Here is a 24,024-nt window from a genome sequence, read left to right on the forward strand (position 1 = left end):
GCATCAGCCCTTTGCAAAATTCCTCCATCAGCCATTTACCAGATTGGCGGCCAAGGGAAAGAGCAAGGGCCCGCCGGAGGGGAAAAGACATTGCGGCCCCGCCTGCGGTAGCTTAGTTTCCGGGCGAGCAACCCAATATGGCAGCAGCACCGTAATTTCTGGGCAGGCAGAGGTTTTCAATGACCCGTTTCGGCACCGTACTCGCGTTTTCCACGATCCTGGCACTGGCCGCTCCGGCCTGGGCCCAGGAGGGGGAGATCATCACCACGCAGGATGAGATCGGCGGCGTCTACGAGGGCACCTTCCGCAACGGGCTGCAGCATGGCACCGGCACCTACAAGCTGCCGAACGGCTATGAATACACCGGCGAGTGGGTCGATGGAGAGGTGCGCGGCCAGGGTGTGGCGCGGTTCCCGGACGGTTCGGTCTATGAGGGTGAGTTTGCGCAGGGCAAACCGCACGGCCTGGGCATGCTGACCCGCGCCGATGGCAGCACCTATGAGGGTGAATGGCAGGACGGCCAGATCCATGGCGACGGAGTATCGGCCTATGCCAGCGGCGTGCGCTATCAGGGCAGCTTTGCCAACGGCAAGCGGCACGGCAAGGGGGTGATGAAATCACCTGACGGCTACACCTATGACGGCGACTGGGTGGACGGGCGCCAGCAGGGCCAGGCCAAGATCACCTATGCCGAAGGCACCGTCTATGAAGGCAGTGTCGCTGATGGCCAGCTGCAGGGGCAAGGCCGGCTGGAGACCTCCGACGGACTGGTCTACGAAGGCGAATGGATGGCGAGCCAGATGCACGGCACCGGCCGCCTGGTGCAGCCCAATGGCGACATTTACGAAGGCGAGCTGCAAAAGGGCCGCCGCCACGGCACCGGCACGCAGACATATGCCAATGGCGATGTCTACACGGGCGACTTCCTGAACGATCAGCGCCACGGCACCGGCACCTTCACCGAAAAGGACGGCTACAGCTACACCGGCGAATGGGTAAAAGGCCAGATTGAGGGCAAGGGCAAGGCGGTCTATCCCGACGGTTCGGTCTATGAGGGCGATTTCCGCGACGATCTGGCAGAAGGCAAGGGCAAGATCACCTATCCCGACGGGTCCACCTATGAGGGCGACTGGGTTGCCGGGGTGATCGAGGGCGAAGGCACTGCCACTTATCCCAATGGCATCACCTACACCGGCGGCTTCAAGAACGCCAAGAACCACGGCCAGGGGGTAATGACCTACGCCGATGGCTACCGCTATGACGGCGGCTGGCAGAACGGGCAGCGCCATGGCGAGGCCACGGTCACCTATGCCGACGGGTCGGTTTACACGGGCCAGTTTGCAAACAGCCAGCGGCAGGGCACGGGCAAAATCGTGATGCCCGATGGCTTCAGCTACGAAGGCGAATGGCGTGAGGGCAAAATTTTCGGCGAGGGCGTGGCAACCTATGCCAACGGCGACGTTTATGAGGGCAGCTTTGTCAACGGCAAGCGCCAAGGGCCCGGCACGATGAAGTACGCCAGCGGCCAGCAGGCGGACGGCACTTGGGAAAACGGGGCGCTGGTCAGCAGCGGGGCCGGGAACGCCAGCCAGACAGAGTAAGCCGGACAGGATCGGGGCGCCTTTTTCGTTTCAGCCGATGCGGATGCGGCTCAGGTGATCCGGCATCGCGACGCCCTCAATGTTGGCAGGATCCGGCTGCGGCGGCTTGAGCTCCATCGCCATCGGCACCACGCCCGCCCAGATGGGCAACGCGTAATCCTTCTCGTCATCCTTGGGCGCACCGGAGCGGATCTTGGCAGCGCCCTCCTCGATTGGCATCCGCATGAGGGCCGTGGCCTTCAGCTCCTGCCGGGTCATGGGCCGCAGCGCGTCCCAACGGCCCGGAAAGATGTGGTCGACCATCGCCTTGAGGCTGGCAGCCTTGGCATCCTCATCCGTGACCTTTTCGGCCACCCCGAACAGCATCGCGGAGCGGAAGTTGACCGAGTGGTGAAACGCCGAACGGGCCAGCACGTAGCCGTCCATGCAGGTGACGGTCAGGCAGACCTCTGCCCCCTCCATCGCCCGGATCGCCCGGCTGGCGGAGGAGCCGTGCCAGTAGACATGATCCCCCTCGCGCCATTGCAGCGTCGGCAGGACGGAAGTGGCGCCATTGATCTGATAGCCGATATGGGCCAGCGGCATGGCGTCGAGCACCTGGTACACGGTCTCGCGGTCATAGAGCCCGCGTTCATGGGCGCGGCGCAGGCGGCTGCGCTCTGTTTTCAGGGCGGTTTCGGTTTCGGGCTGGCGCATTGGCGGACCTCGTGAATTCTTGTTGTGTCACGGTGAGTGCTATGCGCAAACTGGACTGTAATTAACCTCCAGTTTCCGACAAAAAGAGCAGTCCAGTATGATTGACCTTTCCGGCCTGCTGTCGAAAGGCAGCGCCGAGCCCATCTATCTGCAAATCGTCAGCGCGCTGCGCCGCCAGGTCAGCGATGGCAGCCTGGCCATCGGCACCCGGCTGCCCTCATCCCGGGCGCTGGCGCAGGATCTGGGGGTGGCGCGCTCCACCGTGGTGACGGCCTATGAGCAGCTGGTGGCCGAAGGCTTTGCCGAGGCGCGGCGGGGTGCCGGGATCTTTGTCTGCGATGTGGCACCGATCCGGCCGCCCGAAGCCCCGCCGCGCCCCCAGCCTGCCGCTGTCCCGCCCGCGCCGGGGATGCTGCAGCCCGGCGCGCCGGACCCTGAGGTGTTTCCGGCCCGGTCCTGGGCGCGCTGTGTTTCACGTGTGGCACGGATGGACCCGCTCAGCCTGAGCCATCAGGAGGATTCCTTTGGCGACCCGGAGCTGCGGCGCGAGATTGCCGCCTATGCCGCGCGCTGGCGCGGGATCGAGTGCAGCGCGGATCAGGTGCTGGTAACGAGCGGCGCGCGCGAGGCGCTGGAGCTCACGATGGATTTTCTGGTGGAGGACGAGGATATCGCGCTGGAAGCCCCCGGATTTATCCCGACGCAGCGCTTTGCCAAGGCGCGCGGCTGGCCGGTGCGCTGGCTGCGGGCCGGGGAACGCGGCGCGGAGGTGCCGCGGCAGATGGCCAAGGTCACGCTGCTGACGCCGTCGCACCAGTTTCCGCTGGGCGGCACCCTGCCAGTGCCGCAACGGCAGGCCTTCCTGCAGGCGGCCGGGGAGCGGGACGGCTGGATCATCGAGGATGATTTCGACAGCGAGTTCCGCTATGCCGGCCAGCCGGTGCCGGCGATGGCAGCGCTGGACCGGGAGGGGCGCTGTATCTACGTCGGCACCTTCTCCAAGACGTTTTCTCATGCGCTGCGGCTGGGTTATGCGATCCTGCCGCCGGCGCTGGTGCCGCGGTTCCGGGCCGGGTTCATCCAGCCCAGCGCCGGCGCCGCAATCACCGCGCAGCGGCCGCTGGCCGAGTTCATGGCCTCCGGCCAGTACGACCGGCACATCCGCCGCGCCCGCAGGCATTATGCGGAGCGCTATGCCGCTGCGGCAGATGCGCTGGCAGAGTGGCCCGGCACGCTCGGGTATTTCAGGCGGCACAACGCCGGGATGCAGGTTGCCTTCCATCTGGCGGACGGGCTGGCGGACGTCCAAATCTGCCGCCGCGCCGCACAAGCGGGTTATGGGGTCCAGCCCCTGTCGCCGCACGATCCTGAAGGCCGCTCACAGGGGCTGCTGACCGGTTTCTGCCAGTCAAGCGCCGGGGACCTGCCCGACCAGATTGCCAGGCTGCGGCGGATCGTGGAACACGGCGGTTAAAGCCCCCTGCCCCGCCCGCAAAAAAGCCTCCCCGGGGACCCGGAGAGGCTTGGTTTTCAAGTCATCTGTAAAGATGGCCGGAGCCGGTCAGACGTACTTCTTGATCTCGCCCGCTTTCAGGCGCGACATGTAGCTGTTCAGCTCACGCTTGACGATCGGCATCAGGAAGTAGAGCGCGATGATGTTGACCACCGCCATGGCGAAGATCGCCGCATCGGAGAAGTCGATCACCGGGCCGAGGTTGGCGGCCGCGCCGATCACCACGAAGATGCAGAAGATCACCTTGAACACCAGTTCCTTGGTCTCGCCTTCGCCGAACAGGAAGGTCCAGGCCTTGAGACCGTAGTAGGACCAGCTGATCATGGTGGAGAAGGCAAACAGGATCACCGCGATCGCCAGCACGTACTGGAACCAGCCGAAGGCGGAGGAGAAGGCGGCCGAGGTCAGCGCCACGCCCTTGTTGCCGTCGACGGTCTGAATGGTGGCTGCGCCCTCATCCAGCAGGTAGAGGCCGGTGTTCGGATCCACGACCAGCTGGCCGGTAATGATGATCACCAGCGCGGTCATGGTGCAGATCACCACGGTGTCGATGAACGGCTCCAGCAGCGACACGAAGCCTTCGGTGATCGGCTCCTTGGTGCGCACGGCGGAGTGGGCGATGGCTGCCGAGCCGACGCCGGCCTCGTTCGAGAAGGCCGCGCGCTTGAAGCCCTGGATCAGGGCGCCAACCATGCCGCCGGCAACACCGAGACCGGTGAAGGCGCCTTCGAAGATCTGGCCGAAGGCCCAGCCGATCTGGTCGGCGTTCATCGCCAGGATGACCAGTGCGGTTGCGACGTACATGACCCCCATGAACGGAACGACCTTCTCGGTCACCCGTGCGATGGATTTCAGGCCGCCAACGATAACGGCGAAAACAACGCCAGCAAACACCACGCCGGTGATCCAGCCCGGATACTCGCCGACAACGCCGGAAATCTGCGCATGCGCCTGGTTGGCCTGGAACATGTTGCCGCCGCCCAGGGCGCCCAGGATGCAGAAGACCGAGAACAAGACCGCCAGGAACTTGCCCATCGGCAGGCCGCGTTCGGCAAAGCCCTTGGTCATGTAATACATCGGGCCGCCCGAGACGTGGCCGTCCGGGAACTCATTGCGGTATTTGACGCCCAGCGTGCACTCGGTGAACTTGGAGGCCATGCCCATCAGGCCGGCCAGGATCATCCAGAAGGTCGCGCCGGGGCCGCCAATGCCCACGGCCACCGCAACGCCGGCGATGTTGCCGAGGCCAACGGTGCCCGACAGCGCGGTTGCCAGCGCCTGGAAGTGGCTGACTTCGCCCGCGTCGTTAGGGTCGGAATAGTCGCCCTTAACCAGCGAGATCGAGTGCGGGAAGGCGCGGAACTGGATCAGGCCGAAGTAGATGGTGAACACGGTGGCCGCGACCACCAGCCACGCGACGATCCAAGGGAAGCTGGTGCCGGGGAACGGGCTGAAGATCAGGTTGACGAACCAGCCGGTCGAATTGGCAAACAGCTCATTGACCCGCTCGTCGACAGATTGTGCCATCGCTGGCGCGGATGCGGCCAGCAGCAGCGGTGCAGACAGAGCTGCTGCCTTGACTGAAATACTCATGACTGTCCTCTGAAATAGTTGTTATGGAACGATGGTGACCGGAACCGGCGCGGCCTGCGCCAGGCTGCCCGCAACAGAGCCGAAAAGCCGCGATGACAGCGCGGAATGGCCGGTGCGCCCGATGATCAGGTGGCTGGCTCCGGACTCCTTGATCACATCAATCAGGGTTTCCGCGATATGCCCGTATTTCAGTTCAGTCGTGACGGTGACACCGCTGCCCTCCAGGCTTTTGCGCACCGGCGCCAGCAGCGCATCCTCGGCCCGCTTCAGCTCATCCTCCCGGCGTTTGTGGCGCTGCTCGATCTCCTCCGGTGTGAGGAAGGAATAGGGCGACCATTCCAGCACATGCGCAATCACCAGTTCTGCCCCTTGCGCTTTGGCAAGGCTGACGGCAAAAGCAAGCGCTGACTTGGCTGCCTCGCTGTCGTCATACCCAAGAACAATTTTATTCGACACTGTTTCCTCCTATCGATGGCGCCTCTTTTGGCCAAGGCGCCGGATCCCGGCTTAAGGCGCCAGGAAACCCGCCAATGCGAGCTGCTTGCGCTTCCGCACCAAAGCCTGGCGCAGCACTGACAAACTGTCGCATTGAAACTGGCTACGCCCCATAATTATGTTACACGTCTTTTTCAACAGTGTCGCGAAATTACCTGTGGCGGGTATTTACCGCCTTTTGCTGCAGCAAAAGTGCCAGCGTGCCCCCAGGTCAAAATCCCCCTTCCCATTCGGCTGCACGTCTGTATAAATCCGTCCCATGAGCATTTGCGCAGATATCCCCTTTGCCGCCGCCGCGACCCGCGGTGCAGCTCTGCGCGCCCTACTGATCCTAGCCCGCCTCTGAGCGTGCCCTTCCGGCGCGCCCGCTCAGAGGATTGCCGCACGCGCGCCATCGAAGGCTATGAATGCCCTGGAAGGGCCTAGGACAGAGACAAGAGATACCAAAATGACAAACGCATCCCCGATTTCCGGCGACAAATCCCGTGTATTGATTTTCGATACCACCCTGCGCGACGGCGAGCAGAGCCCCGGCGCCACCATGACCCATGACGAGAAGCTGGAGATTGCCGAGCTTCTGGATGAAATGGGCGTGGACATCATCGAGGCCGGTTTCCCGATTGCCTCCGAAGGCGACTTTGCTGCGGTGTCCGAGATTGCGGAACGGTCGAAGAATTCGATGATCTGCGGCCTGGCGCGCGCCAATTTCAAGGACATCGACCGCTGCGCCGAAGCGGTGCGCAAGGCCGCGCAGCCGCGGATCCACACCTTCATCGGCACCTCGCCACTGCACCGCGCCATCCCGAACCTCACCATGGATGAGATGGCGGACAAGATCCATGAGACCGTCACCCACGCCCGCAACCTGGTGGACAACGTGCAATGGTCGCCGATGGATGCGACCCGGACCGAATGGGATTACCTGTGCCGGGTGATCGAGATCGCTATCAAGGCCGGCGCCACCACCATCAACATCCCCGACACCGTGGGCTACACCGCTCCTGCGGAGAGCGCCGACCTGATCAAGCGCCTGATCGAGACCGTGCCGGGCGCGGATGAGGTGGTTTTTGCCACCCATTGCCATAACGACCTCGGTATGGCGACCGCCAACGCGCTGGCTGCCGTGGCGGGCGGTGCGCGTCAGATCGAATGCACCATCAACGGCCTGGGCGAGCGCGCGGGCAACACCGCACTGGAAGAAGTGGTGATGGCGCTGAAGACGCGCAACGACATCATGCCCTGGTCGACCGGCATCGACACCACCAAGATCATGCATATCTCGCGCCGGGTCTCGACCGTGTCCGGTTTCGTGGTGCAGCCCAACAAGGCCATCGTCGGCAAGAACGCCTTTGCGCATGAGTCCGGCATCCACCAGGACGGGATGCTGAAGAACCGCGAGAACTTCGAGATCATGCGGCCCGAGGACATCGGCCTCTCCGGCACCTCGCTGCCGCTTGGCAAGCATTCCGGCCGCGCGGCGCTGCGCGACAAGCTGGAGCATCTTGGCTATGAAGTGGGCGACAACCAGCTGAAGGACGTTTTTGTCCGCTTCAAGGAGCTGGCCGACCGCAAGAAAGAGGTGTTTGACGACGACCTTATTGCGCTGATGCGCATCGGCACGGACGCGGAGAACGATCACCTCAAGATCGTGTCGATGAAAGTGGTCTGCGGCACCGGCGGCCCGGCGGAGTCCACTGTCGAGATGGAGATCGACGGCAAGGATGTGACGGAAACGGCTGAGGGCGACGGCCCGGTGGATGCCACCTTCAAGGCAATCCGCAAGATCTACCCGAACACCGCCCGTCTGCAGCTTTACCAGGTGCATGCCGTGACCGAAGGCACCGACGCGCAGGCGACCGTCTCTGTCCGGCTGGAGGAGGATGGCAACATCGCCACCGGCGAGAGCGCCAACACCGACACGGTGGTGGCTTCTGCCAAAGCCTATGTGAACGCGCTGAACCGCCTGATCGTGCGCCGCGGCCGGGTTGGCGAAGGCGCCGACACCAAGGAGATTTCCTATAAAGACCTGGCCTGAGCCGGTCTGCCCCCTATGAACTGCAAAGGGCACCCGCGCGGGTGCCCTTTTCCATTTCCGTCCGGCCTTTGCGCGGCTATTTCGGGGAGATGGCCTTGAACAGCGCTGAAATCCGGGCGGCCTCCTCCGCAGCGCCATAAGGCGCATTGACCACAAACATTCCTGAGCCGGTCATACGGTGCCCTTCACGGACCGGCGGAAAGGAGACCTCGTGGCGCAGCGCCCCGGGCAGGTCCTGCGCCTCCAGTGCTTTGAGCATCTGTTTGTGGGAGCCGTCCCTGAGGATCGGATACCACAGCGCCAGAACACCCACGTTCCACTTCTTGTGCAGCTGGCCGATGATGCCGGGGATGCGGGCATAGTCGGACTTGATCTCGTAACTGGGGTCGATGAGCAGCAGGCCCCGGCGGGGCGCAGGCGGCGCCAGCGACAGCGCCAGCTCGAACCCGTCCTGCTGATGCACCTTGGCTTTCCAAGGTTTCAGAGCGGCGCGCAGGGCGGCGTTTTCCTGCGGATGCAGCTCCGCAAAATGCAGCGAGTCGCCCTGGCGCAGCAGAGAGGCCGCAATCAGCGGCGATCCGGGATAGGCCGCCTGACCGTGCTGCCTGCGGGTCTCCGACAGCGCGCGGTGCAGCGGGTGATCCGCCGCCAGGCCCTGATCTGCCAGAACCCGGGTGATGCCCTGTTCCGCTTCGCCCGTTTTGACTGCTTCCGGCGCATCCAGCTGATAGAGGCCCCGGCCCGCGTGGGTCTCGATATAGCTGAGCGGCTTGTCCTTGCGCGTGAGGTAGGCCAGCATCCAGGCCAGCAGCGCGTGCTTTTGAACGTCGGCCAGGTTCCCGGCGTGATAGATGTGCTGATAAGAGAGCATGCGCGCCCTCTAGCCGCTATTTCAAAAGGGCGGAAGGGGCGGCGTGCGGCGGATAAACGGAATCTCAACCCCGAAGCGGCAGACTGCCCCTATTGCTTTTGCCGCAGAACGCAGGTTCCGATGCCCTTTAGAATGAGCGCGCTTGCCCTTTTCCTGACTATTCTGGCCCTGCTGCTGTGCGCCGCGGCGGCTGTCAGCGCGCAAGGCTACTCGCTGGTGGGCAATCAGTTTTTCCTGCACCAGGCCTCTGCCCCGCAGCCCGGCCCGGCGCCAGCCCGGGCCACGGCGCCGCAGGCGGCGGCCAGCCTTTTGCCCGACACCCTGCCCGGTGCAAACCCGGGCCGCGGGGCGGTGTCGCTCAACCCCGGCGCCGCCAGCCTGTTCCGCGGCCGCAGCGGCGGCGGCCTGTTTGCCCCGATCCTGAAAGCGCCGCCCAGCGTCAAACAGCTGCTGGACCTGATCGCCAGCGCCGAGGCAGGCAAGGCGCAATACGATGCGGTGCAGTATGGCGCCACCCGCAAGCCGCCAAAGAAGCCGACCCAGATGACGATCGCCGAAATCAACGCCTGGATCGATGCCACACCGGGCCAGCCCCATGCCATCGGGCGGTATCAGATGATCCCGGCGACCCTGCGGCGGCTGGTCCGCCACCAGGGGGTCAAACCGCAGGCCCGCTTCTCGCCCGAGCTGCAAGACCAGCTGGCGCATCAGCTGATCGAGGAAGCGGGTTACAGCGCTTTCCTGGCGTCAGAAATGCCGCGGAAGACCTTCATGCTGAACCTTGCCAAAATCTGGGCCGGGCTGCCCATCTCAACCGGGAAATCGTATTACGAGGGCTATGCCGGCAACAGCGCCAGCCTGACCTGGGGCCATTTCAAGTCGGAGATGCAACGGATTTTCCCAAGCTGATCCGAAGGATGACTAGGCATCGGCACCCAGCGCGCGTGCAGCACTCCGGCGCTGGCAGGAAACCCGGCGCGGCGGGTCTTGCTGCCTGACTGACATTGCCTTTGCCCGCCGGTCCGGCGCACAGCCACGGCAACTTGGCGGAAACGCGCTGTTTCACCATAATACGCCCTTTCGCGGCACTCCCGTGCCGCTTATAAGGTGGAAGCAGGCGGCTCCTCCGGAGTCGCCCAAGGTACAATGGCAGCACTTACAGGATCCCTTCTATATGGCGCTTTTCGGAAACTTGGGCGGTCTGTTCTCCTCGGACATGGCCATTGACCTCGGCACGGCGAACACCCTGGTCTACGTCAAAGGCCGCGGTGTGATCCTGTCCGAGCCTTCAGTGGTGGCCTACCACGTCAAGGACGGCGTCAAGAAAGTGCTGGCCGTGGGCGAGGACGCCAAGCTGATGCTGGGCCGCACCCCCGGCTCGATCGAGGCGATCCGGCCGATGCGCGAAGGCGTGATTGCCGATTTCGACACCGCGGAGGAGATGATCAAGCACTTCATCCGCAAGGTTCACAAGCGCTCGACCTTCTCCAAGCCCAAGATCATTGTCTGCGTGCCGCATGGCGCCACCCCGGTTGAAAAGCGCGCGATCCGCCAGTCGGTGCTGTCCGCAGGCGCCCGCCGTGCCGGCCTGATTGCCGAGCCGATTGCTGCTGCCATCGGGGCAGGCATGCCGATCACCGATCCGACCGGCAACATGGTTGTCGACATCGGCGGCGGCACCACCGAGGTGGCAGTCCTGTCGCTGGGTGACATCGTTTACGCCCGCTCTGTCCGCGTCGGCGGCGACCGCATGGATGAGGCGATCATCAGCTACCTGCGCCGCCAGCAGAACCTCCTCGTGGGGGAATCCACCGCCGAGCGCATCAAGACCTCCATCGGCACTGCCCGGATGCCCGACGACGGCCGCGGCCAGTCGATGCAGATCCGCGGCCGCGACCTGCTGAACGGCGTCCCGAAGGAGATCGAGATTTCCCAAGCCCAGGTGGCCGAGGCGCTGGCCGAACCGGTGCAGCAGATCTGCGAAGCGGTGATGACCGCGCTGGAGACCACACCGCCGGATCTGGCCGCCGATATCGTCGACCGCGGCGTAATGCTGACCGGCGGCGGCGCGCTCTTGGGCGATCTCGATCTGGCCCTGCGCGAGCAGACCGGCCTGGCCGTGTCGATTGCGGACGAGAGCCTCAACTGCGTGGCCCTGGGCACCGGCAAAGCGCTGGAATACGAAAAACAGCTTGCCCACGCGATCGACTACGACAGCTAACAGACCCTGACCGCCGGAACGGCGCCAGCTGACAAGCTGGAAGGGCGGCTGGAAGGAGAACCGTGGCGAAGGACAAGTCACAGCGCGACGATTACGCAACCCCGCTGCGGCGTCTGCTGACAGCGGTGCTTTGCCTGTGCCTGGCCGCGATCTTCATCGTCTGGCGGATCGACAGCCCGCGGGTGGAACGCTTCCGCGCCCAGGTTGTCGACAAGGTGGTGCCCAGCATGGACTGGGCGATGGTGCCGGTCACCGCCACAATCAATCTGCTCCGCGACTTCCAAAGCTACCAGCGCTTGTCCGAGCAGAACCGCGAGCTGCGCAGCGAGCTGCGGCAGATGCGGGCCTGGAAAGAGGCAGCCCTGCAGCTGGAGCAGGAAAACGCCCGGCTGCTGGATCTCAACAACGTGCGGCTCGACCCGCAGCTCACCTATATCACCGGGGTGGTGATGGCCGACAGCGGCTCCCCCTTCCGCCAGTCGGTTCTGCTGAACGTGGGCAGCCGCGACGGTGTGCATGACGGCTGGGCGGCGATGGACGGGATCGGGCTGGTGGGCCGGATCTCCGGAACCGGCCACAACACTGCGCGGGTGGTCCTGCTGACCGACGCCGCCAGCGCGGTGCCAGCCACCATCCAGCCCTCGGGCCAGACCGCACTGGTGACCGGCGACAACAGCGCCGCCCCGGTGCTGAGTTTTCTGGAAAACCCGGACATGGTGCGCCCCGGCGACCGGGTGATCTCCTCCGGCGATGGCGCGGTGTTTCCGGCCGGGCTGCTGATCGGCCAGGTCGCCAAGGACCGTTCAGGCCGGATGCGGGTGCGGCTGGCCGCGGATTACAGCCGGCTGGAGTTCCTGCGGGTGCTGCGCCACCATGGCACCGAAGTGATCCAGGACCCGGGCGGGCTGGTCGGGGCACCTCCCGGTGATCCGGTTCCGCAACCGCGGCCCGAGGGACTAGGGGCCGAGAGCGCCGGCAGCACGGCCGAGGCGGGCAATGGCTAACACTTCCCCTGCCCGGATCTGGACCATGCGTGCGGCTTTCCCGGCGATGGCGCTCATGATCATGTTCTTTCACCTGCTGCCGCTGGAGACCGAGCCGCGCTTCTGGGCGCCGCCGGACCTGCTGATTCTGCTGGCCATGGCCTGGTCGCTGCGGCGGCCTGATTTTGTGCCGGCGCTGTCGATCGGCCTGGTGATGCTGCTGGCCGATCTGCTGTTTCAGCGCCCGCCGGGCCTGCTGGCGCTGCTCACCGTGCTGGGCTGCGGCTTTCTTAAGGCCCGCGCCGCCCCGCACCGCGAGAGCACCTTTGCCAGCGAGTGGCTGGCGGTGGCCGTCGCGGTGACCGGGATCGCCACCGTGAACCGGCTGGTTCTGGTCCTGTTCGGCGTACAGCAGGCGCCGCTCGGCCTGACGGTGATCGAGGCGGTTATGACCATCGCCGCCTACCCGCTGGCGGTTTGGGCCAGCCAGTCTATTCTGGGTGTGCGCAAACTGTCCCCTGCTGAAGCCGAAACCCTGGTGAGCCGCCGATGAAACGCAATTCCAAGGACGTGGATGCCTCACACGGCAGGATGACCCGGCGGGCGCTGTTCCTGGGCGGGCTGCAGCTGGCCTTTGCCGGCGGGCTGGCGGCCCGGATGCGCTATCTGCAGGTGGATCAGGCTGATGAATTCCGACTGCTGGCCGAGGAAAACCGGATCAACATCCGCCTGCTGCCGCCCGCGCGCGGCCAGATCTTTGACCGCAACGGGCTGATCATCGCGCAGAATTCGCCCTCTTACCGGATCACAGTGGTGCCTGAGGACGCGGGCGACGTGGAAGAGGTGATCGGCAAGCTTTCCAGCCTGGTGCTGCTGGATCCGGAGGATCTGGAGCGCGCCCGCACCGAAATGCGCCGCTCGCCACCCTTCCTGCCGATTACCCTGGCCGACCGGATCGGCTGGGAGGACATCTCCAAGGTGGCGGTGAACGCCCCCGCCCTGCCCGGCGTCACACCGGAGGTCGGCCTGACGCGGGTCTATCCGCAACTGGGCGATTTCGCCCATGTGGTGGGCTACGTGGGGCCGGTATCCGACTATGATCTGAGCAAGATGGAAGACCCGGAGCCGGTGCTGCTGATCCCGCGTTTCCAGATCGGCAAGGTGGGGTTCGAGGCCAAGCGCGAGGATGTGCTGCGCGGCAAGGCCGGTGCCAAGCGGGTGGAGGTCAACGCCACGGGCCGGGTGATGCGCGAGCTGGACCGGCGGGAGGGGATCTCCGGTGCCGACATGCAGCTGACCATCGACGCCATGCTGCAGAACTATGTGCAGGCGCGGCTGGGCCGGGAAAGCGCCGCCGCGGTGGTGATCGACTGCGAGGACGGGGACATCCGCGCAATCTGCTCCTCGCCCAGCTTTGACCCCAACCTGTTCGTGCGCGGCATTTCGGTGGCCGACTACCGGATGCTGACCGAGGACAAATACCGCCCGCTGTCCAACAAGACCGTGCAGGGCACCTACCCGCCAGGATCGACATTCAAGATGATCACCGCGCTGGCAGCGCTGGAGGAAGGGGTGGTCGGCCCGGAGGAAACCGTCTGGTGCCCCGGATACCTCAAGGTTGCGGGCCGCCGGTTCCACTGCTGGAAGCGTGCAGGCCACGGGCATGTTGACCTGAACACCTCGCTGAAGCGTTCCTGCGACGTCTATTACTATGACGTGGCCATCAAGACCGGCATCGACAAGATTTCTGCCATGGCGAACAAATTCGGCCTGGGCATCAAGCACGACCTGCCGATGTCCGCGGTGGCACAGGGGATCACCCCGACCAAGGATTGGAAGGCTAGTTCCTATGGCAAGGACTGGCTGATCGGCGACACTGCAAACGCGTCGATCGGCCAGGGCTACATGCTGGCGTCGCCTCTGCAGCTGGCGGTGATGTCGGCGCGCATTGCCACCGGGCGCAGCGTGACCCCGCGGCTCTTGAAATCGCTGGACGGCGTGGAGCAGCCAAGCGGTGCCGGCGAGCCTTTGGGGGTCAGCGAAAGCAGCCTGCGGATGGTGCGTAAAGGCATGTATTCGGTCAGCAATGACCGCCGCGGCACCGCCTACCGGTCGCGCATCATCGGCGAAGGCATGCGGATGGCGGGCAAGACCGGCACCAGCCAGGTGCGCAACATCACTGCCGCCGAGCGTGCCGCAGGTGTGATCCGCAACGAGGACCTGCCCTGGGAGCGCCGCGACCACGCGCTGTTCGTGAGCTTCGCGCCCTATGACAACCCGAAATACGCGGTGGCCGTAGTGGTTGAACACGGCGGCGGCGGTTCCAAGGCGGCGGCACCGATTGCCCGCGACGTGATGCTGCAGGCGCTTTACGACGGCACCCCGCCGCTGGAGGCCTACCCCAAGGCCGATCGCAGCCGCATCAAGGCCCAGCAGGAACGGCTGGAACGCGAGCGTGTCAAACGGCCCCTGGGCAGCAGGAGCAGCCGGGCATGAGCTATCTTGAGTACCACGCCAAATCGACCCCCACGGGTCTGCGCAAGATCCTCTATCTGAACTGGGGATTGACGCTGCTGCTGGTCACGGTCGCCTGTGTCGGCTTTCTGATGCTCTACTCCGTGGCGGGCGGTTCCTTCAGCCCCTGGGTGGAGCCGCAGGTCAAGCGGTTTGCCCTGGGCCTCGCCGCCATGTTCGTGGTTGCGATGATCCCGATCTGGTTCTGGCGCAATGTCTCGGTGGTGGCTTACCTGGGGTCGCTGGCGTTGCTGGTCGCGGTGGAGCTGTTCGGCACCGTCGGCATGGGCGCGCAGCGCTGGATCGACATTGGGTTTATGCGGCTGCAACCCTCGGAAGTCACCAAGATCGCCCTGGTGATGCTGCTGGCGGCTTATTACGACTGGCTGCCGCCCGAGAAAACTTCCAGGCCCCTGTGGGTGCTGCTGCCGGTGGCCCTGATCCTGCTGCCCACGGCTCTGGTGCTGAAACAGCCGGACCTTGGCACCTCGATCCTCTTAATGGCGGCAGGCGGCGGGGTGATGTTCCTCGCGGGCGTGCATTGGGCCTATTTCGCCGCGGTAATTGCAGCCGCTGTGGGACTGGTCAGCGCCGTGTTCCAAAGCCGCGGCACCGAGTGGCAGCTCTTGAAGGACTATCAGTTCCGCCGTATCGACACCTTCCTGGATCCCTCGCAGGACCCCTTGGGCGCAGGCTATCACATCACCCAGTCCAAGATCGCGCTCGGCTCCGGCGGCTGGTCGGGACGCGGCTTCATGCAAGGCACCCAATCGCGGCTGAACTTCCTGCCGGAGAAACACACCGACTTCATTTTCACCACCCTGGCGGAGGAATTCGGCTTTATCGGCGGCGTGACCCTCCTGTTCATCTACATGCTGATCATCCTGTTCTGCATCGCCGCGGCGATTGCGACCAAGGACCGGTTCTCCTCTCTAGTGATCATGGGCATCGCCATCACCTTCTTCCTGTTCTTTGCTGTGAATATGTCGATGGTGATGGGGCTGGCGCCGGTCGTTGGCGTGCCGCTGCCGATGGTGTCTTATGGCGGCTCGGCGATGCTGGTGCTCTTGGGCGCCTTCGGCATCGTGCAAAGCGCCCATATCCACCGTCCAAGGCAAGCCTCACGCTAGAAATTCAGGGAGTTCTCATGACCGCCAATGTCCTGTTTGCAGGCCGCGCCGATAGCTGGCCAACCTATGAGCCGCTGCTGGAAGCGGAGCTGGCCCGGCTTGGCGTTGAGGCAGACCTGCGCAATGATTTTGCGCCGGAAGAGGTGGACTACATCGTTTACGCACCCAGCGGTCCGGTCAGTGATTTTACCCCGTTCACCCGGCTGAAGGCCGTGCTGAGCATGTGGGCCGGCGTTGAGAAAATTGTGCCTGTTGTTCCTGCCGCGGTTCCGCTCACCCGGATGGTGGACAGCGGGCTGGAACAGGGCATGACCGAATGGGTGGTTGGCCACACGCTGCGCTATCACCTGGGCATGGACATGCATATCCAAGGGCTGAACGGGCGCTGGCACCGGCATATCCCGCCGTTGGCCAAGAACCGGCACGTCACGGTGCTGGGCCTCGGCGCGCTGGGTACCGCATCGGCCAGGGCGCTGGCGGCGCTGGGGTTTGATGTCTCCGGCTGGAGCCGCACCCCGAAGGAGATCGAAGGCATCACCTGCCACGCCGGGCCCGAGGGGTTGAAGGCGGCGCTTAAGCTCGCGGAAATCGTTATCCTGCTGCTGCCCGACACCCCGGCGACCGAAAACACGCTGAATGCAGAGACCCTGGCCCTGCTGCCCAAAGGGGCAAAGATCATAAACCCCGGCCGCGGGCCGCTGATTGACGACGGCGCGCTGCTGGCCGCGCTCGGCAGCGGCCAGGTGGGCCATGCGACACTGGATGTCTTCCGCATCGAGCCGCTGCCGCCGGAACACCCCTATTGGGCGCATCCCAATGTAACGGTGACCCCGCATATCGCCTCGGAGACCCGTGAAAGCACCGCGGCCGAAGTCATTGCCGAAAACATCCGCCGCGGCGAGGCGGGCGAGCCGCTCTTGCACCTCGTCGACCGCAGCCTCGGCTACTGAACGCAAAAGAGCGGACTCGCGCCCGCTCTTTCATCTTTCCCCAAATACTCAAGCCGGAGGCAGCGCCCGTCAGGGCGCTTTACTTACTCCGCAGCCAGCCCGCGGCCTTTCAGCAGCGCATCAACACCGGGCAGCCGCCCGCGGAAGGCTACATACAGATCCGCCGGATCCGCGGAGCCGCCGGTGGAGAGGATATGCTCCTCCAGCGCCTTAGCACGCCCGGCATCAAATGCGCCGCCTGCCTCCTCAAAGGCAGCAAAGGCATCGGCGTCCATCACCTCCGACCACATGTAGCTGTAGTAGCCCGAGGAGTAGCCGTCGCCGGAAAACACATGCGCAAAATGCGGCGTGGCGTGGCGCATGATGATCGCGTGCGGCATACCGATTTCCGCCAGCACCTCGGCCTGCTTGGCCATCGGGTCGGAAGGTGCCGGGCCGTCATGGAAGGCCAGATCCACCAGCGCAGAGGCCACATACTCCACGGTCTGGAAGCCCATGTCGAAATTGGCCGCGCCCAGCACTTTCTCCAGCATCTCCTGCGGCATCGGCGCGCCGGTTTCCGCGTGGGTGGCAAACTCCTGCAGCACCTCCGGCACCTCCAGCCAATGTTCATACAACTGGCTGGGCAGTTCGACAAAATCGCGCGCCACCGACGTGCCGGAGATGCTCTCATAGGTCACATCCGACAGCATCTGGTGCAGCGCGTGGCCGAATTCATGGAACAGGGTGCGGGCATCATCCCAGGACAACAGCGCAGGGTCGCCCTTGGCAAAGTTGCAGACGTTGATCACCACCGGCGCCTGCACCTCGGGGAACTTGGCCTGCTGCCGCATCGCCGAGCACCAGGCGCCGGAACGTTTCGAGCTGCGGGCGAAGTAGTCGCCGATGAAAACCGCCACATGCCGGCCGTCCCGGGTCACCTCCCAGGCGCGGCAATCGGGGTGGTAGAGCGGCACGTCCAAGGGGGTGAACTCCAGCCCGAACAGCCGGTTTGCGCAGGCAAAAGACGCCTCAATCATCCGGTCCAGCTGCAGATAGGGTTTCAGCTCCGCATCATCCAGATCGTGTTCGGCCTTGCGGCGTTTCTCGGCGTAGTAGCGCCAGTCCCAAGGCTCCAGATCGCCGTTGATGCCATCGGCCTGCATCATCCCGGTCAGCACGTCCGCATCCGTTTCCGCCTGCGCCTTGGCCGCCTCCCAGACCTCCATCAGCAGCCCGCGTACCGCTTCCGGCGTCATGGCCATTTCGGTTTCCAGCTTGTATGCGGCAAAGTTTTCATAACCCAGAAGCTGCGCCCGCTCCTCGCGCAATTGCAGGATCTCAGCCGCAATCGCACGGTTGTCGGTCTCACCGCCATTGGCGCCGCGGGCGGCCCAGGCGTTGAACGCTTTCTCTCGCAGGTCGCGTCGCGGGGAGAACTGCAGAAACGGTGTGATCAGCGAGCGCGACAGGGTCACAACCGGGCCGCCCGCGCCCTTGTCCTCCCCCGCTGCGCGCGCGGCCTTTACGACAAACTCCGGCAGGCCTTCCAGATCGTTCTCGGACAGCTCCATGAACCAGTCGCGTTCATCCGCCAGCAGGTTCTGAGTGAACTCGGTCCCCAAGGTTGCCAGCCGCCCCTTGATCTCCTGCATCCGCGTGTCGGCCGCGCCCTCCAGCGCCGCACCGCCACGGACAAAGCCGCGATGAGTCAGCATCAGGACGCGCTGCTGTTCTTCTGTCAGATCCAGCTCGTCGCGCTGGTCCCACACTGCCTTGACCCGCGCATAAAGCGCCTTGTTGGCGGTGATTGCCGAGAAATGCGCGGCAAGTTTCGGCGAAAACTCCCGCTGCAGTTCCTGCCGCTTGGGGTTGCTGTCGGCGCCGGCCACGGTGAAAAACACGCCCAGCACCTGTTCCAGCTCGCGGCATGGGGTTTCCAGCGCCTCGATCACATTGGCAAAGCCTGGCGGCGCGCTGTTGTTTGCGATGGCGTCTATCTGCGCCTTGTGCGCCGTCAGCGCCTGGTCCAGCGCGGGGGCGAAATCGTCATCGGAAATGCTGTGGAACGGCGCGATTTCAAACGGCGTGTCCCAGCGGGACAAAAGCGGGTTGGACATGTGCTGATCTCCTTTGCTGGCGACGCTAGCGGGAAAGCCAGGGGGCTGCAATCAGGCTGAGAAACGCGCGTTGGCCTGCCTGGACATTCCAGCGCTGAAGATATGGGCTGATCAGCCGCCAGCCCCCAGGCCGTCCGCCAGCGCCGCTGGAATGATCCGGATCGGAACCCCTGCCACATTTGCCGCGCGGGCGATCCTCCACTCGAAGCGGCCCATCGCGCCATCGGTGTCAATCAGCACAACCACAGGCTCCTTCCCGGTGATTTCCGCCGCAAACATCGACTGCTGGAGACTGTCGAGACTGGTGCGCTTGTCTAGGCCGAACTCGATGACCCGGTTGCCGTTTTCACAGTCAGTCCGGATCGAAGCCGCCCCGCCAGGATAGGTGAACTCATGCACCGTTTCCGGCTGGCCGCCGAACAGGGCGCCGCACAGCAGCGCAATGTAGTAGGCCTCATTCACGGGAAAGGATCAGCTTGCTGGCGTGCCGCCGCAGGCCGGGCAACTGTCCCGCCGGGACAGCCGGATCTTGCGGGTTTCACCATAGAGCCCGTCATAGATCAGCATCTCGCCTCGCAAGACGGCTCCGGCCCCGGTGATCTGCTTGACCGCCTCCACCGCCATCATCGACCCGACCACACCCGGCAGCGGGCCGATCACCCCGGCCTCGGAGCAACTGGGCGCTAGGCCGGCAGCGGGAGCCTCGGGGAAGATGCACTGATAGCAAGGCCCGCTTTCGGCCGGGTGAAACACGCTCAGCTGCCCCTCCCACTGCGACAGCGCGCCGGAGATCAGCGGCTTGCCCAGCGCCACGGCGGTGCGGTTGGTCAGATAGCGGGTGTCAAAGTTATCGGTGCCGTCCAGGATCAGATCATACTCCGCAAACAGCTCCGCCGCGATCTCCTCCGTCAGGCGGCGGTTGTATGGGCGCACCTCCACATAGGGGTTCTGCGCCTCCATCGCCGCCTGGGCGGAGAACACCTTGGGCGTGCCGATATCCTTGTCCCGGTGGATCACTTGGCGCTGGAGATTGGCGTTGTCGACCACGTCGTCGTCGATCACCCCGATGGTGCCAACCCCGGCAGCGGCCAGATACTGCAGCGCGGGTGCGCCGAGACCGCCCGCGCCGATCACCAGCACCTTGGCATGCTTCAGTCTCTTCTGCCCCGGCCCGCCCAGTTCCCGCAGGACAATATGGCGGGCATAGCGGTCAAGCTCGCTTTCGGTGAACGTCCCTGCGGGCTGAGTCACCGGTGTATCCTGAGGCTGGGCGCGGGTCTTCAAAGCCGTCACGATACGCGCATAGAAACCGGCCACAAGGGCAAAGCCGCCCAGCATCAGCCAGGGTGCCACCGAACCGCCGGTGCCTTCCCGCAAGGGATGCCCGTCCGGCAGCGTAAGCTGAACCGCCAGCACGGCGATGAACAGCACCGCCAGCAGGCCAAGGCGCAGGTTGCGCGGCAGGCCAAGGAAGCGCCCGCCCCACCAGATCAGCGCTGCCAGAATCAGGATCCGCAGCATCAGGCCTGCCCGGTGGAGCCAAAGCCGCCAGCACCGCGGCTGGTTTCTGACAGCGTATCCGCCAGCTCGAAACGCGCTTGCAGCACCGGGGCCACCACCATTTGCGCAATGCGGTCGCCATGCGCGATCCGGAAGGCCTCCTGCCCCGCATTCAGCAGGATCACCCCCAAGGGACCGCGGTAGTCGCTATCGATGGTGCCCGGAGTGTTGGGCAAGGTGATGCCGTGTTTCAGCGCCAGCCCGGAGCGGGGGCGGATCTGCACCTCAAACCCTTCCGGAATCTCGATGCGCAGCCCGGTCGGCACCAGCGCCCGCTCTCCCGGCTGCAGCACCAGGCAGCCTCGGTCCGGTAGGTTGGCGCGCACATCGGCGCCGGCAGCGCCAGCAGTCTCGTAAGACGGCAGCGGCACATCCCGGTCCGCAGCTTCCTCATGGCTCACACGGATCGTGACCATACCCGCTCCCTCTTCATCTTTCCCAAAATACTCAAAATCACCCGGCCAGCGCCGCAGCAATCCGTTCTGCCAGCTTGCGCGCGACCTCATCCTTGCCCATCCGCGGCCATTCCTCAGCACCGTCGTCAGAGATCAGGATCACCGCGTTTTCACTGCCGCCCATGATGCCGGTTGCAGGCGAGACGTCATTGGCGACGATCCAGTCGCAACCCTTGCGCTTGCGCTTGGCAGTGGCGTTTTCCACCACGTCGTTGGTTTCCGCGGCAAAACCAACCACCAGCGGCGGGCGGCCGTCCTTCATCTGCGAGACGGATTTCAGAATGTCAGGGTTCTCGGCGAACTCCAGAACCGGCAGCCCGTCCTTGGATTTCTTCAGTTTGCGGTCCGAGGCGCTGGCGACCCGCCAGTCCGCCACCGCGGCGGCAAAGACCCCGGCATCGGCGGGCAGCGCCGCCTGCACCGCTGCCTCCATCTCGCGGGCGCTTTCCACCGGCACCACCTGCACGCCCTCCGGCGGGCGGACCGCTGCCGGGCCGGTGATGAACACCACGTCCGCCCCCTGGTCCCGCAGAGCACGGGCGACCGCCGCCCCCTGCGCCCCGGAGGAGCGGTTGGCGATATAGCGCACCGGGTCGATCGGCTCGTGCGTGGGACCGGAGGTCACCAGAATGCGCTTGCCCTTCAAGGGCCCGTCCGCGAGTTTGGCGGCGATGGCGGCCAGGATCTCCTCCGGCTCCGCCATCCGCCCGGGGCCGAATTCGCCGCAGGCCATGCTGCCCTCATTTGGGCCCACGAAAGAGACACCGTCCCATTGCAGGGTTTCAAGATTGCGCCGGGTGGCGGGGTGGTCCCACATGCGCACGTTCATGGCGGGTGCCAGCAAAACCGGCGTGTCGGTGGCCAGCAGCAGCGTCGAGGCGAGGTCATTTGCGTGGCCCTGAGCCATCTTCGCCATCAGGTCAGCCGTTGCAGGCGCCACCACCAGCAGATCGGCGCTGCGCGACAGCTGGATATGGCCCATCTCAGCCTCCGCCGTCAGGTCGAACAGCTCCTGATGCACGGGCGTTCCGGCCAGCGCCGAGACTGACAGGGGGGTCACAAACTCGGCACCGGACTTGGTCAGCACCGGGGTCACCCGGGCGCCCTGGTCCTGCAGGCGGCGGATCAGCTCCAGTGACTTATAGGCCGCGATGCCGCCGCCGATGATCAGAAGAATATGTTTGCCAGCCAGCATTTGCGCGTCCTCGCCCGGTTTGCCGCGACTGTACTGCGCCGCAGCGCAAGTGTGAAACGGTTTTCCCGGTCCCGCCCCGCAGCACGAGGGCGCAAGCAGAAGCTCCCGCCCCCGCGCGGCACGGACCTTCGGCCCCTGTCCCTGGCGGCGTTGGGCCGGGCGCCGCGCTGCGCACGGCGCGGTCAGGTACAAATGCACCGTCAGCTGCGTGCGCAAAGTTCCTCAATTGCTTTTCTGAAACACCAGACAGGGATCGGGACGTTCTGCCGCCGGGGCATCCAGCACCACATCGAAAGTGCCGCTGATCTGCCCGTCCTCCGACTGCCCCACGCTGCGGATCCGGGCCTCAGGTCGTGCCTTGGCCAGGTACACCGCCAGCCCGCGGTCGGTGCGGGCGTGGCCATTGCCTGTAATGACAGCCACCGGACCGCCGGTTTCCGCCAGGGCCATGTCCCCGGCAGCGGCCAAAGCCGCGTCGCGCAAGCGCTGGAAGTCCACCAGAACCGGCAGCATCTCTGCCGGCATCGCGTTGCAGTGATTGACCAGCTGATCTGCTTCGCGCGCCGCCTGCTCAGCAGCCGGCAGCGGCTGATCAAGACCAAAACGTGCGGCGTCCTCCGCGCCGAAATAGGCGGCCACGCCCTGATCCAGCGCCCTGGAGGCTTCCCCCCGCGGCACCAGCGCGCCGTACTGGCGGGCGCCCATGGCTGCCGCAAAGACGGGCGCATAAAGGACGAACTCCGGCCAGCCGGACTGCGCCCAGTCCAAGGCCTGCGCGACCTGCTCCGCATCCGCCAGCATGTCCGGATCAAGCCCGGCCGCCTGCTCTGCCGTGATCATCTCCCAGACTACGGCCTTGGGCTGCAACGCTGCCAGCAGCGCTGCCTGCCGCTGGTGGTGAACCGCATTGTCATGCACCTCGCCAAGTATCGCCACATCCGCGCCGCGCAGCACTTCGATCGCCTCGGACAGTTCACCAGCGCGGGCGGCAGACAGGCTAAGCGCCGCCAGAACGGCGGCGCTTGCCAGTGTTTTCAGGATTTGAAACCGCTTTCTCATGAAAGCAGTCTGTGCACCTCGCGCGATTGGCTTTCAAGGCTCTTGCGCATCTTCTGGAAGGCTCCAGCCTCCAGCTGGCGCACCCGCTCCTTGGAGAGACCCAGCTCGGTGCCGAGGCTTTCCAGCGTACGCGGCCGTTCACGCAGCTTGCGCTCGGTGATGATGAAGCGCTCGCGGTCGTTGAGCGCCTGCAGCGCCGTGACCAGCCATTTGCGCAGCTGGCGGCGGTCGTGCCGCTCCTGCACCAGCTCTTCGGCTTGGGAAGCGTCATCCTCCAGCGCGTCGATCCACTCGCGCCCCTCCTCTTCGGTGGACTGCACCGCGTTGAGCGAGAAGTCGGCACCGGACAGGCGCCCCTCCATCATCTCCACATCGCGCAGCGGCACGCCGATCTCGGTGGCGATCTTCTGGTGCAGCTGATGCTGGTCAAGACGCACGCCCGAGGACCGCGCCTCCCGCTCCAGCTGCGCCTGCACCCGGCGCATGTTGAAGAACAGAGACTTCTGCGACGAGGTCGAGCCGGTACGCACCATCGACCAGTTGCGCATCACGTAGTCCTGGATCGATGCCTTGATCCACCAGACCGCATAGGTCGAGAACCGAACACCGCGGTCCGGATCGAACTTGTCGGCCGCTTTCATCAGGCCGAGGCCCGCCTCCTGGATCAGATCGTTCATCGGCGCCCCGTACCGCTTGAACTTGGCTGCCATGGAAATGGCGAGGCGCATATACGCGTTAATGAGCCGGTGCAGCGATTCGACATCGCGGTCGTCGCGCCAGGCATAGGCCAGCCGCCGCTCTGTTTCGGCGTCCAAAAGCTCCGCCTTCATCGCCTGTCTCGGCAATGGGTTTTCGACTGTTTGATCAAGTGCCATGTGATTTCCCCCCGGAAACTAATTAACAAACTGCCGCCTGGGGACGCGCATGGAACAAACGGGGGCCCGGTTTAAATAGGCCGACAGCAACCGCGCACTGGATGCGACTCTTGGCTCATCCAAAGGCCAAAATGGGAAGGTAAAATTTTATTTTGGCCCCTTGCACAGACTTTCCCGGC

At 64.8% G+C, this 24,024-nt stretch carries 21 protein-coding genes; 10 read left to right on the plus strand and 11 right to left on the minus strand.

The window, feature by feature from the left end; translation table 11 throughout:
* Positions 1-179 precede the first annotated feature (179 nt).
* The gene (locus ACXAED_RS05165) at positions 180-1,601 is read left to right on the plus strand and encodes an MORN repeat-containing protein (protein WP_475047381.1); all 1,422 of its coding nucleotides are present in this window, start codon (positions 180-182) and stop codon (positions 1,599-1,601) included.
* A gap of 30 nt (positions 1,602-1,631) precedes the next feature.
* Here the strand turns inward: ACXAED_RS05165 and ACXAED_RS05170 are convergent, their stop codons facing one another.
* Entirely contained in the window at positions 1,632-2,297 is a 666-nt protein-coding gene (locus ACXAED_RS05170; protein WP_475047383.1) for a pyridoxamine 5'-phosphate oxidase family protein, read from the minus strand.
* Between the two features lie 97 nt (positions 2,298-2,394).
* On the opposite strand from ACXAED_RS05170, the gene pdxR reads away from it, so the two are divergent.
* Positions 2,395-3,771, plus strand: a complete 1,377-nt coding sequence (pdxR, locus tag ACXAED_RS05175; protein WP_475047385.1) for a MocR-like pyridoxine biosynthesis transcription factor PdxR — start codon at positions 2,395-2,397, stop codon at positions 3,769-3,771.
* A gap of 87 nt (positions 3,772-3,858) precedes the next feature.
* Here pdxR and ACXAED_RS05180 read toward each other — a convergent pair whose 3' ends face one another.
* Together ACXAED_RS05180 and ACXAED_RS05185 are read right to left on the minus strand one after the other, a co-directional pair.
* The gene (locus tag ACXAED_RS05180) at positions 3,859-5,403 is read right to left on the minus strand and encodes an alanine/glycine:cation symporter family protein (protein WP_475047387.1); all 1,545 of its coding nucleotides are present in this window, start codon (positions 5,401-5,403) and stop codon (positions 3,859-3,861) included.
* A 21-nt stretch (positions 5,404-5,424) separates the two neighbouring features.
* Positions 5,425-5,859: a universal stress protein gene (locus tag ACXAED_RS05185; RefSeq protein WP_475047389.1), complete on the minus strand. Its 435-nt coding sequence runs from the start codon at positions 5,857-5,859 to the stop codon at positions 5,425-5,427.
* Between the two features lie 487 nt (positions 5,860-6,346).
* Here ACXAED_RS05185 and ACXAED_RS05190 point away from each other — a divergent pair, with 487 nt between their 5' ends.
* Positions 6,347-7,933, plus strand: a complete 1,587-nt coding sequence (locus tag ACXAED_RS05190; protein WP_475047391.1) for a 2-isopropylmalate synthase — start codon at positions 6,347-6,349, stop codon at positions 7,931-7,933.
* Positions 7,934-8,009: 76 nt separating this feature from the next.
* On the opposite strand, the gene ACXAED_RS05195 is transcribed toward ACXAED_RS05190, so the two are convergent.
* Positions 8,010-8,804 (minus strand): 23S rRNA (adenine(2030)-N(6))-methyltransferase RlmJ, encoded by a 795-nt coding sequence (locus tag ACXAED_RS05195; protein ID WP_475047393.1) that lies wholly within the window; start codon positions 8,802-8,804, stop codon positions 8,010-8,012.
* A 132-nt stretch (positions 8,805-8,936) separates the two neighbouring features.
* Between ACXAED_RS05195 and ACXAED_RS05200 the strand changes: the two genes are divergently transcribed.
* The 7 genes from ACXAED_RS05200 to ACXAED_RS05230 all read left to right on the plus strand — a co-directional run bounded on the left by ACXAED_RS05200 (position 8,937) and on the right by ACXAED_RS05230 (position 16,602).
* Positions 8,937-9,713, plus strand: coding sequence for a lysozyme family protein (locus ACXAED_RS05200; RefSeq protein ID WP_475047394.1), 777 nt, complete (start codon positions 8,937-8,939; stop codon positions 9,711-9,713).
* A 265-nt stretch (positions 9,714-9,978) separates the two neighbouring features.
* Positions 9,979-11,025, plus strand: coding sequence for a rod shape-determining protein (locus tag ACXAED_RS05205; protein ID WP_008554722.1), 1,047 nt, complete (start codon positions 9,979-9,981; stop codon positions 11,023-11,025).
* A 62-nt stretch (positions 11,026-11,087) separates the two neighbouring features.
* A complete protein-coding gene (gene mreC, locus ACXAED_RS05210) occupies positions 11,088-12,029 on the plus strand; it encodes a rod shape-determining protein MreC (protein ID WP_475047396.1) in 942 nt (313 codons plus the stop codon).
* Positions 12,022-12,561, plus strand: coding sequence for a rod shape-determining protein MreD (locus ACXAED_RS05215; protein WP_475047397.1), 540 nt, complete (start codon positions 12,022-12,024; stop codon positions 12,559-12,561). Before mreC ends, ACXAED_RS05215 begins: the two co-directional genes overlap by 8 nt.
* Positions 12,558-14,504: a penicillin-binding protein 2 gene (mrdA, locus tag ACXAED_RS05220; RefSeq protein ID WP_475047399.1), complete on the plus strand. Its 1,947-nt coding sequence runs from the start codon at positions 12,558-12,560 to the stop codon at positions 14,502-14,504. The genes ACXAED_RS05215 and mrdA overlap by 4 nt, the downstream gene beginning before the upstream one ends.
* Positions 14,501-15,652, plus strand: coding sequence for a rod shape-determining protein RodA (rodA, locus tag ACXAED_RS05225; RefSeq protein WP_475047401.1), 1,152 nt, complete (start codon positions 14,501-14,503; stop codon positions 15,650-15,652). Before mrdA ends, rodA begins: the two co-directional genes overlap by 4 nt.
* A gap of 17 nt (positions 15,653-15,669) precedes the next feature.
* Positions 15,670-16,602 (plus strand): 2-hydroxyacid dehydrogenase, encoded by a 933-nt coding sequence (locus ACXAED_RS05230; protein ID WP_475047403.1) that lies wholly within the window; start codon positions 15,670-15,672, stop codon positions 16,600-16,602.
* An 83-nt stretch (positions 16,603-16,685) separates the two neighbouring features.
* On the opposite strand, the gene ACXAED_RS05235 is transcribed toward ACXAED_RS05230, so the two are convergent.
* From ACXAED_RS05235 to ACXAED_RS05265, 7 genes are all read right to left on the minus strand, one after another.
* Entirely contained in the window at positions 16,686-18,701 is a 2,016-nt protein-coding gene (locus tag ACXAED_RS05235; protein ID WP_475047405.1) for a M3 family metallopeptidase, read from the minus strand.
* Positions 18,702-18,812: 111 nt separating this feature from the next.
* On the minus strand, positions 18,813-19,163 hold the full coding sequence (locus tag ACXAED_RS05240; RefSeq protein ID WP_475047407.1) for a hypothetical protein: 351 nt from the start codon (positions 19,161-19,163) through the stop codon (positions 18,813-18,815).
* A gap of 9 nt (positions 19,164-19,172) precedes the next feature.
* Positions 19,173-20,222, minus strand: coding sequence for a HesA/MoeB/ThiF family protein (locus ACXAED_RS05245; RefSeq protein WP_475047409.1), 1,050 nt, complete (start codon positions 20,220-20,222; stop codon positions 19,173-19,175).
* The gene (gene dut, locus ACXAED_RS05250; protein WP_475047411.1) at positions 20,222-20,677 is read right to left on the minus strand and encodes a dUTP diphosphatase; all 456 of its coding nucleotides are present in this window, start codon (positions 20,675-20,677) and stop codon (positions 20,222-20,224) included. The genes ACXAED_RS05245 and dut overlap by 1 nt, the downstream gene beginning before the upstream one ends.
* Positions 20,678-20,714: 37 nt before the next feature.
* Positions 20,715-21,911 (minus strand): bifunctional phosphopantothenoylcysteine decarboxylase/phosphopantothenate--cysteine ligase CoaBC, encoded by a 1,197-nt coding sequence (coaBC, locus tag ACXAED_RS05255; protein ID WP_475047413.1) that lies wholly within the window; start codon positions 21,909-21,911, stop codon positions 20,715-20,717.
* A gap of 222 nt (positions 21,912-22,133) precedes the next feature.
* Complete coding sequence (locus ACXAED_RS05260; protein WP_475047415.1) at positions 22,134-22,970, minus strand: ChaN family lipoprotein; 837 nt, start codon at positions 22,968-22,970, stop codon at positions 22,134-22,136.
* A complete protein-coding gene (locus ACXAED_RS05265; RefSeq protein WP_475047416.1) occupies positions 22,967-23,845 on the minus strand; it encodes an RNA polymerase factor sigma-32 in 879 nt (292 codons plus the stop codon). Before ACXAED_RS05265 ends, ACXAED_RS05260 begins: the two co-directional genes overlap by 4 nt.
* Positions 23,846-24,024 lie beyond the last annotated feature (179 nt).

The organism is Leisingera sp. ABM4_103 (assembly GCF_056158685.1).

What these genes read in the sequence shown, in the direction of transcription:
- ACXAED_RS05265 (WP_475047416.1), bottom strand. Translation starts at nt 23,845, where the DNA reads ATGGCACTTGATCAAACAGTCGAAAACCCATTGCCGAGACAGGCGATG.
- ACXAED_RS05180 (WP_475047387.1), bottom strand. Translation starts at nt 5,403, where the DNA reads ATGAGTATTTCAGTCAAGGCAGCAGCTCTGTCTGCACCGCTGCTGCTG.
- coaBC (WP_475047413.1), bottom strand. Translation starts at nt 21,911, where the DNA reads ATGCTGGCTGGCAAACATATTCTTCTGATCATCGGCGGCGGCATCGCG.
- ACXAED_RS05205 (WP_008554722.1), top strand. Translation starts at nt 9,979, where the DNA reads ATGGCGCTTTTCGGAAACTTGGGCGGTCTGTTCTCCTCGGACATGGCC.
- ACXAED_RS05260 (WP_475047415.1), bottom strand. Translation starts at nt 22,970, where the DNA reads ATGAGAAAGCGGTTTCAAATCCTGAAAACACTGGCAAGCGCCGCCGTT.
- pdxR (WP_475047385.1), top strand. Translation starts at nt 2,395, where the DNA reads ATGATTGACCTTTCCGGCCTGCTGTCGAAAGGCAGCGCCGAGCCCATC.
- ACXAED_RS05200 (WP_475047394.1), top strand. Translation starts at nt 8,937, where the DNA reads ATGAGCGCGCTTGCCCTTTTCCTGACTATTCTGGCCCTGCTGCTGTGC.
- mrdA (WP_475047399.1), top strand. Translation starts at nt 12,558, where the DNA reads ATGAAACGCAATTCCAAGGACGTGGATGCCTCACACGGCAGGATGACC.
- ACXAED_RS05235 (WP_475047405.1), bottom strand. Translation starts at nt 18,701, where the DNA reads ATGTCCAACCCGCTTTTGTCCCGCTGGGACACGCCGTTTGAAATCGCG.
- rodA (WP_475047401.1), top strand. Translation starts at nt 14,501, where the DNA reads ATGAGCTATCTTGAGTACCACGCCAAATCGACCCCCACGGGTCTGCGC.
- ACXAED_RS05165 (WP_475047381.1), top strand. Translation starts at nt 180, where the DNA reads ATGACCCGTTTCGGCACCGTACTCGCGTTTTCCACGATCCTGGCACTG.
- ACXAED_RS05170 (WP_475047383.1), bottom strand. Translation starts at nt 2,297, where the DNA reads ATGCGCCAGCCCGAAACCGAAACCGCCCTGAAAACAGAGCGCAGCCGC.
- ACXAED_RS05230 (WP_475047403.1), top strand. Translation starts at nt 15,670, where the DNA reads ATGACCGCCAATGTCCTGTTTGCAGGCCGCGCCGATAGCTGGCCAACC.
- ACXAED_RS05190 (WP_475047391.1), top strand. Translation starts at nt 6,347, where the DNA reads ATGACAAACGCATCCCCGATTTCCGGCGACAAATCCCGTGTATTGATT.
- ACXAED_RS05195 (WP_475047393.1), bottom strand. Translation starts at nt 8,804, where the DNA reads ATGCTCTCTTATCAGCACATCTATCACGCCGGGAACCTGGCCGACGTT.
- ACXAED_RS05215 (WP_475047397.1), top strand. Translation starts at nt 12,022, where the DNA reads ATGGCTAACACTTCCCCTGCCCGGATCTGGACCATGCGTGCGGCTTTC.
- dut (WP_475047411.1), bottom strand. Translation starts at nt 20,677, where the DNA reads ATGGTCACGATCCGTGTGAGCCATGAGGAAGCTGCGGACCGGGATGTG.
- ACXAED_RS05245 (WP_475047409.1), bottom strand. Translation starts at nt 20,222, where the DNA reads ATGCTGCGGATCCTGATTCTGGCAGCGCTGATCTGGTGGGGCGGGCGC.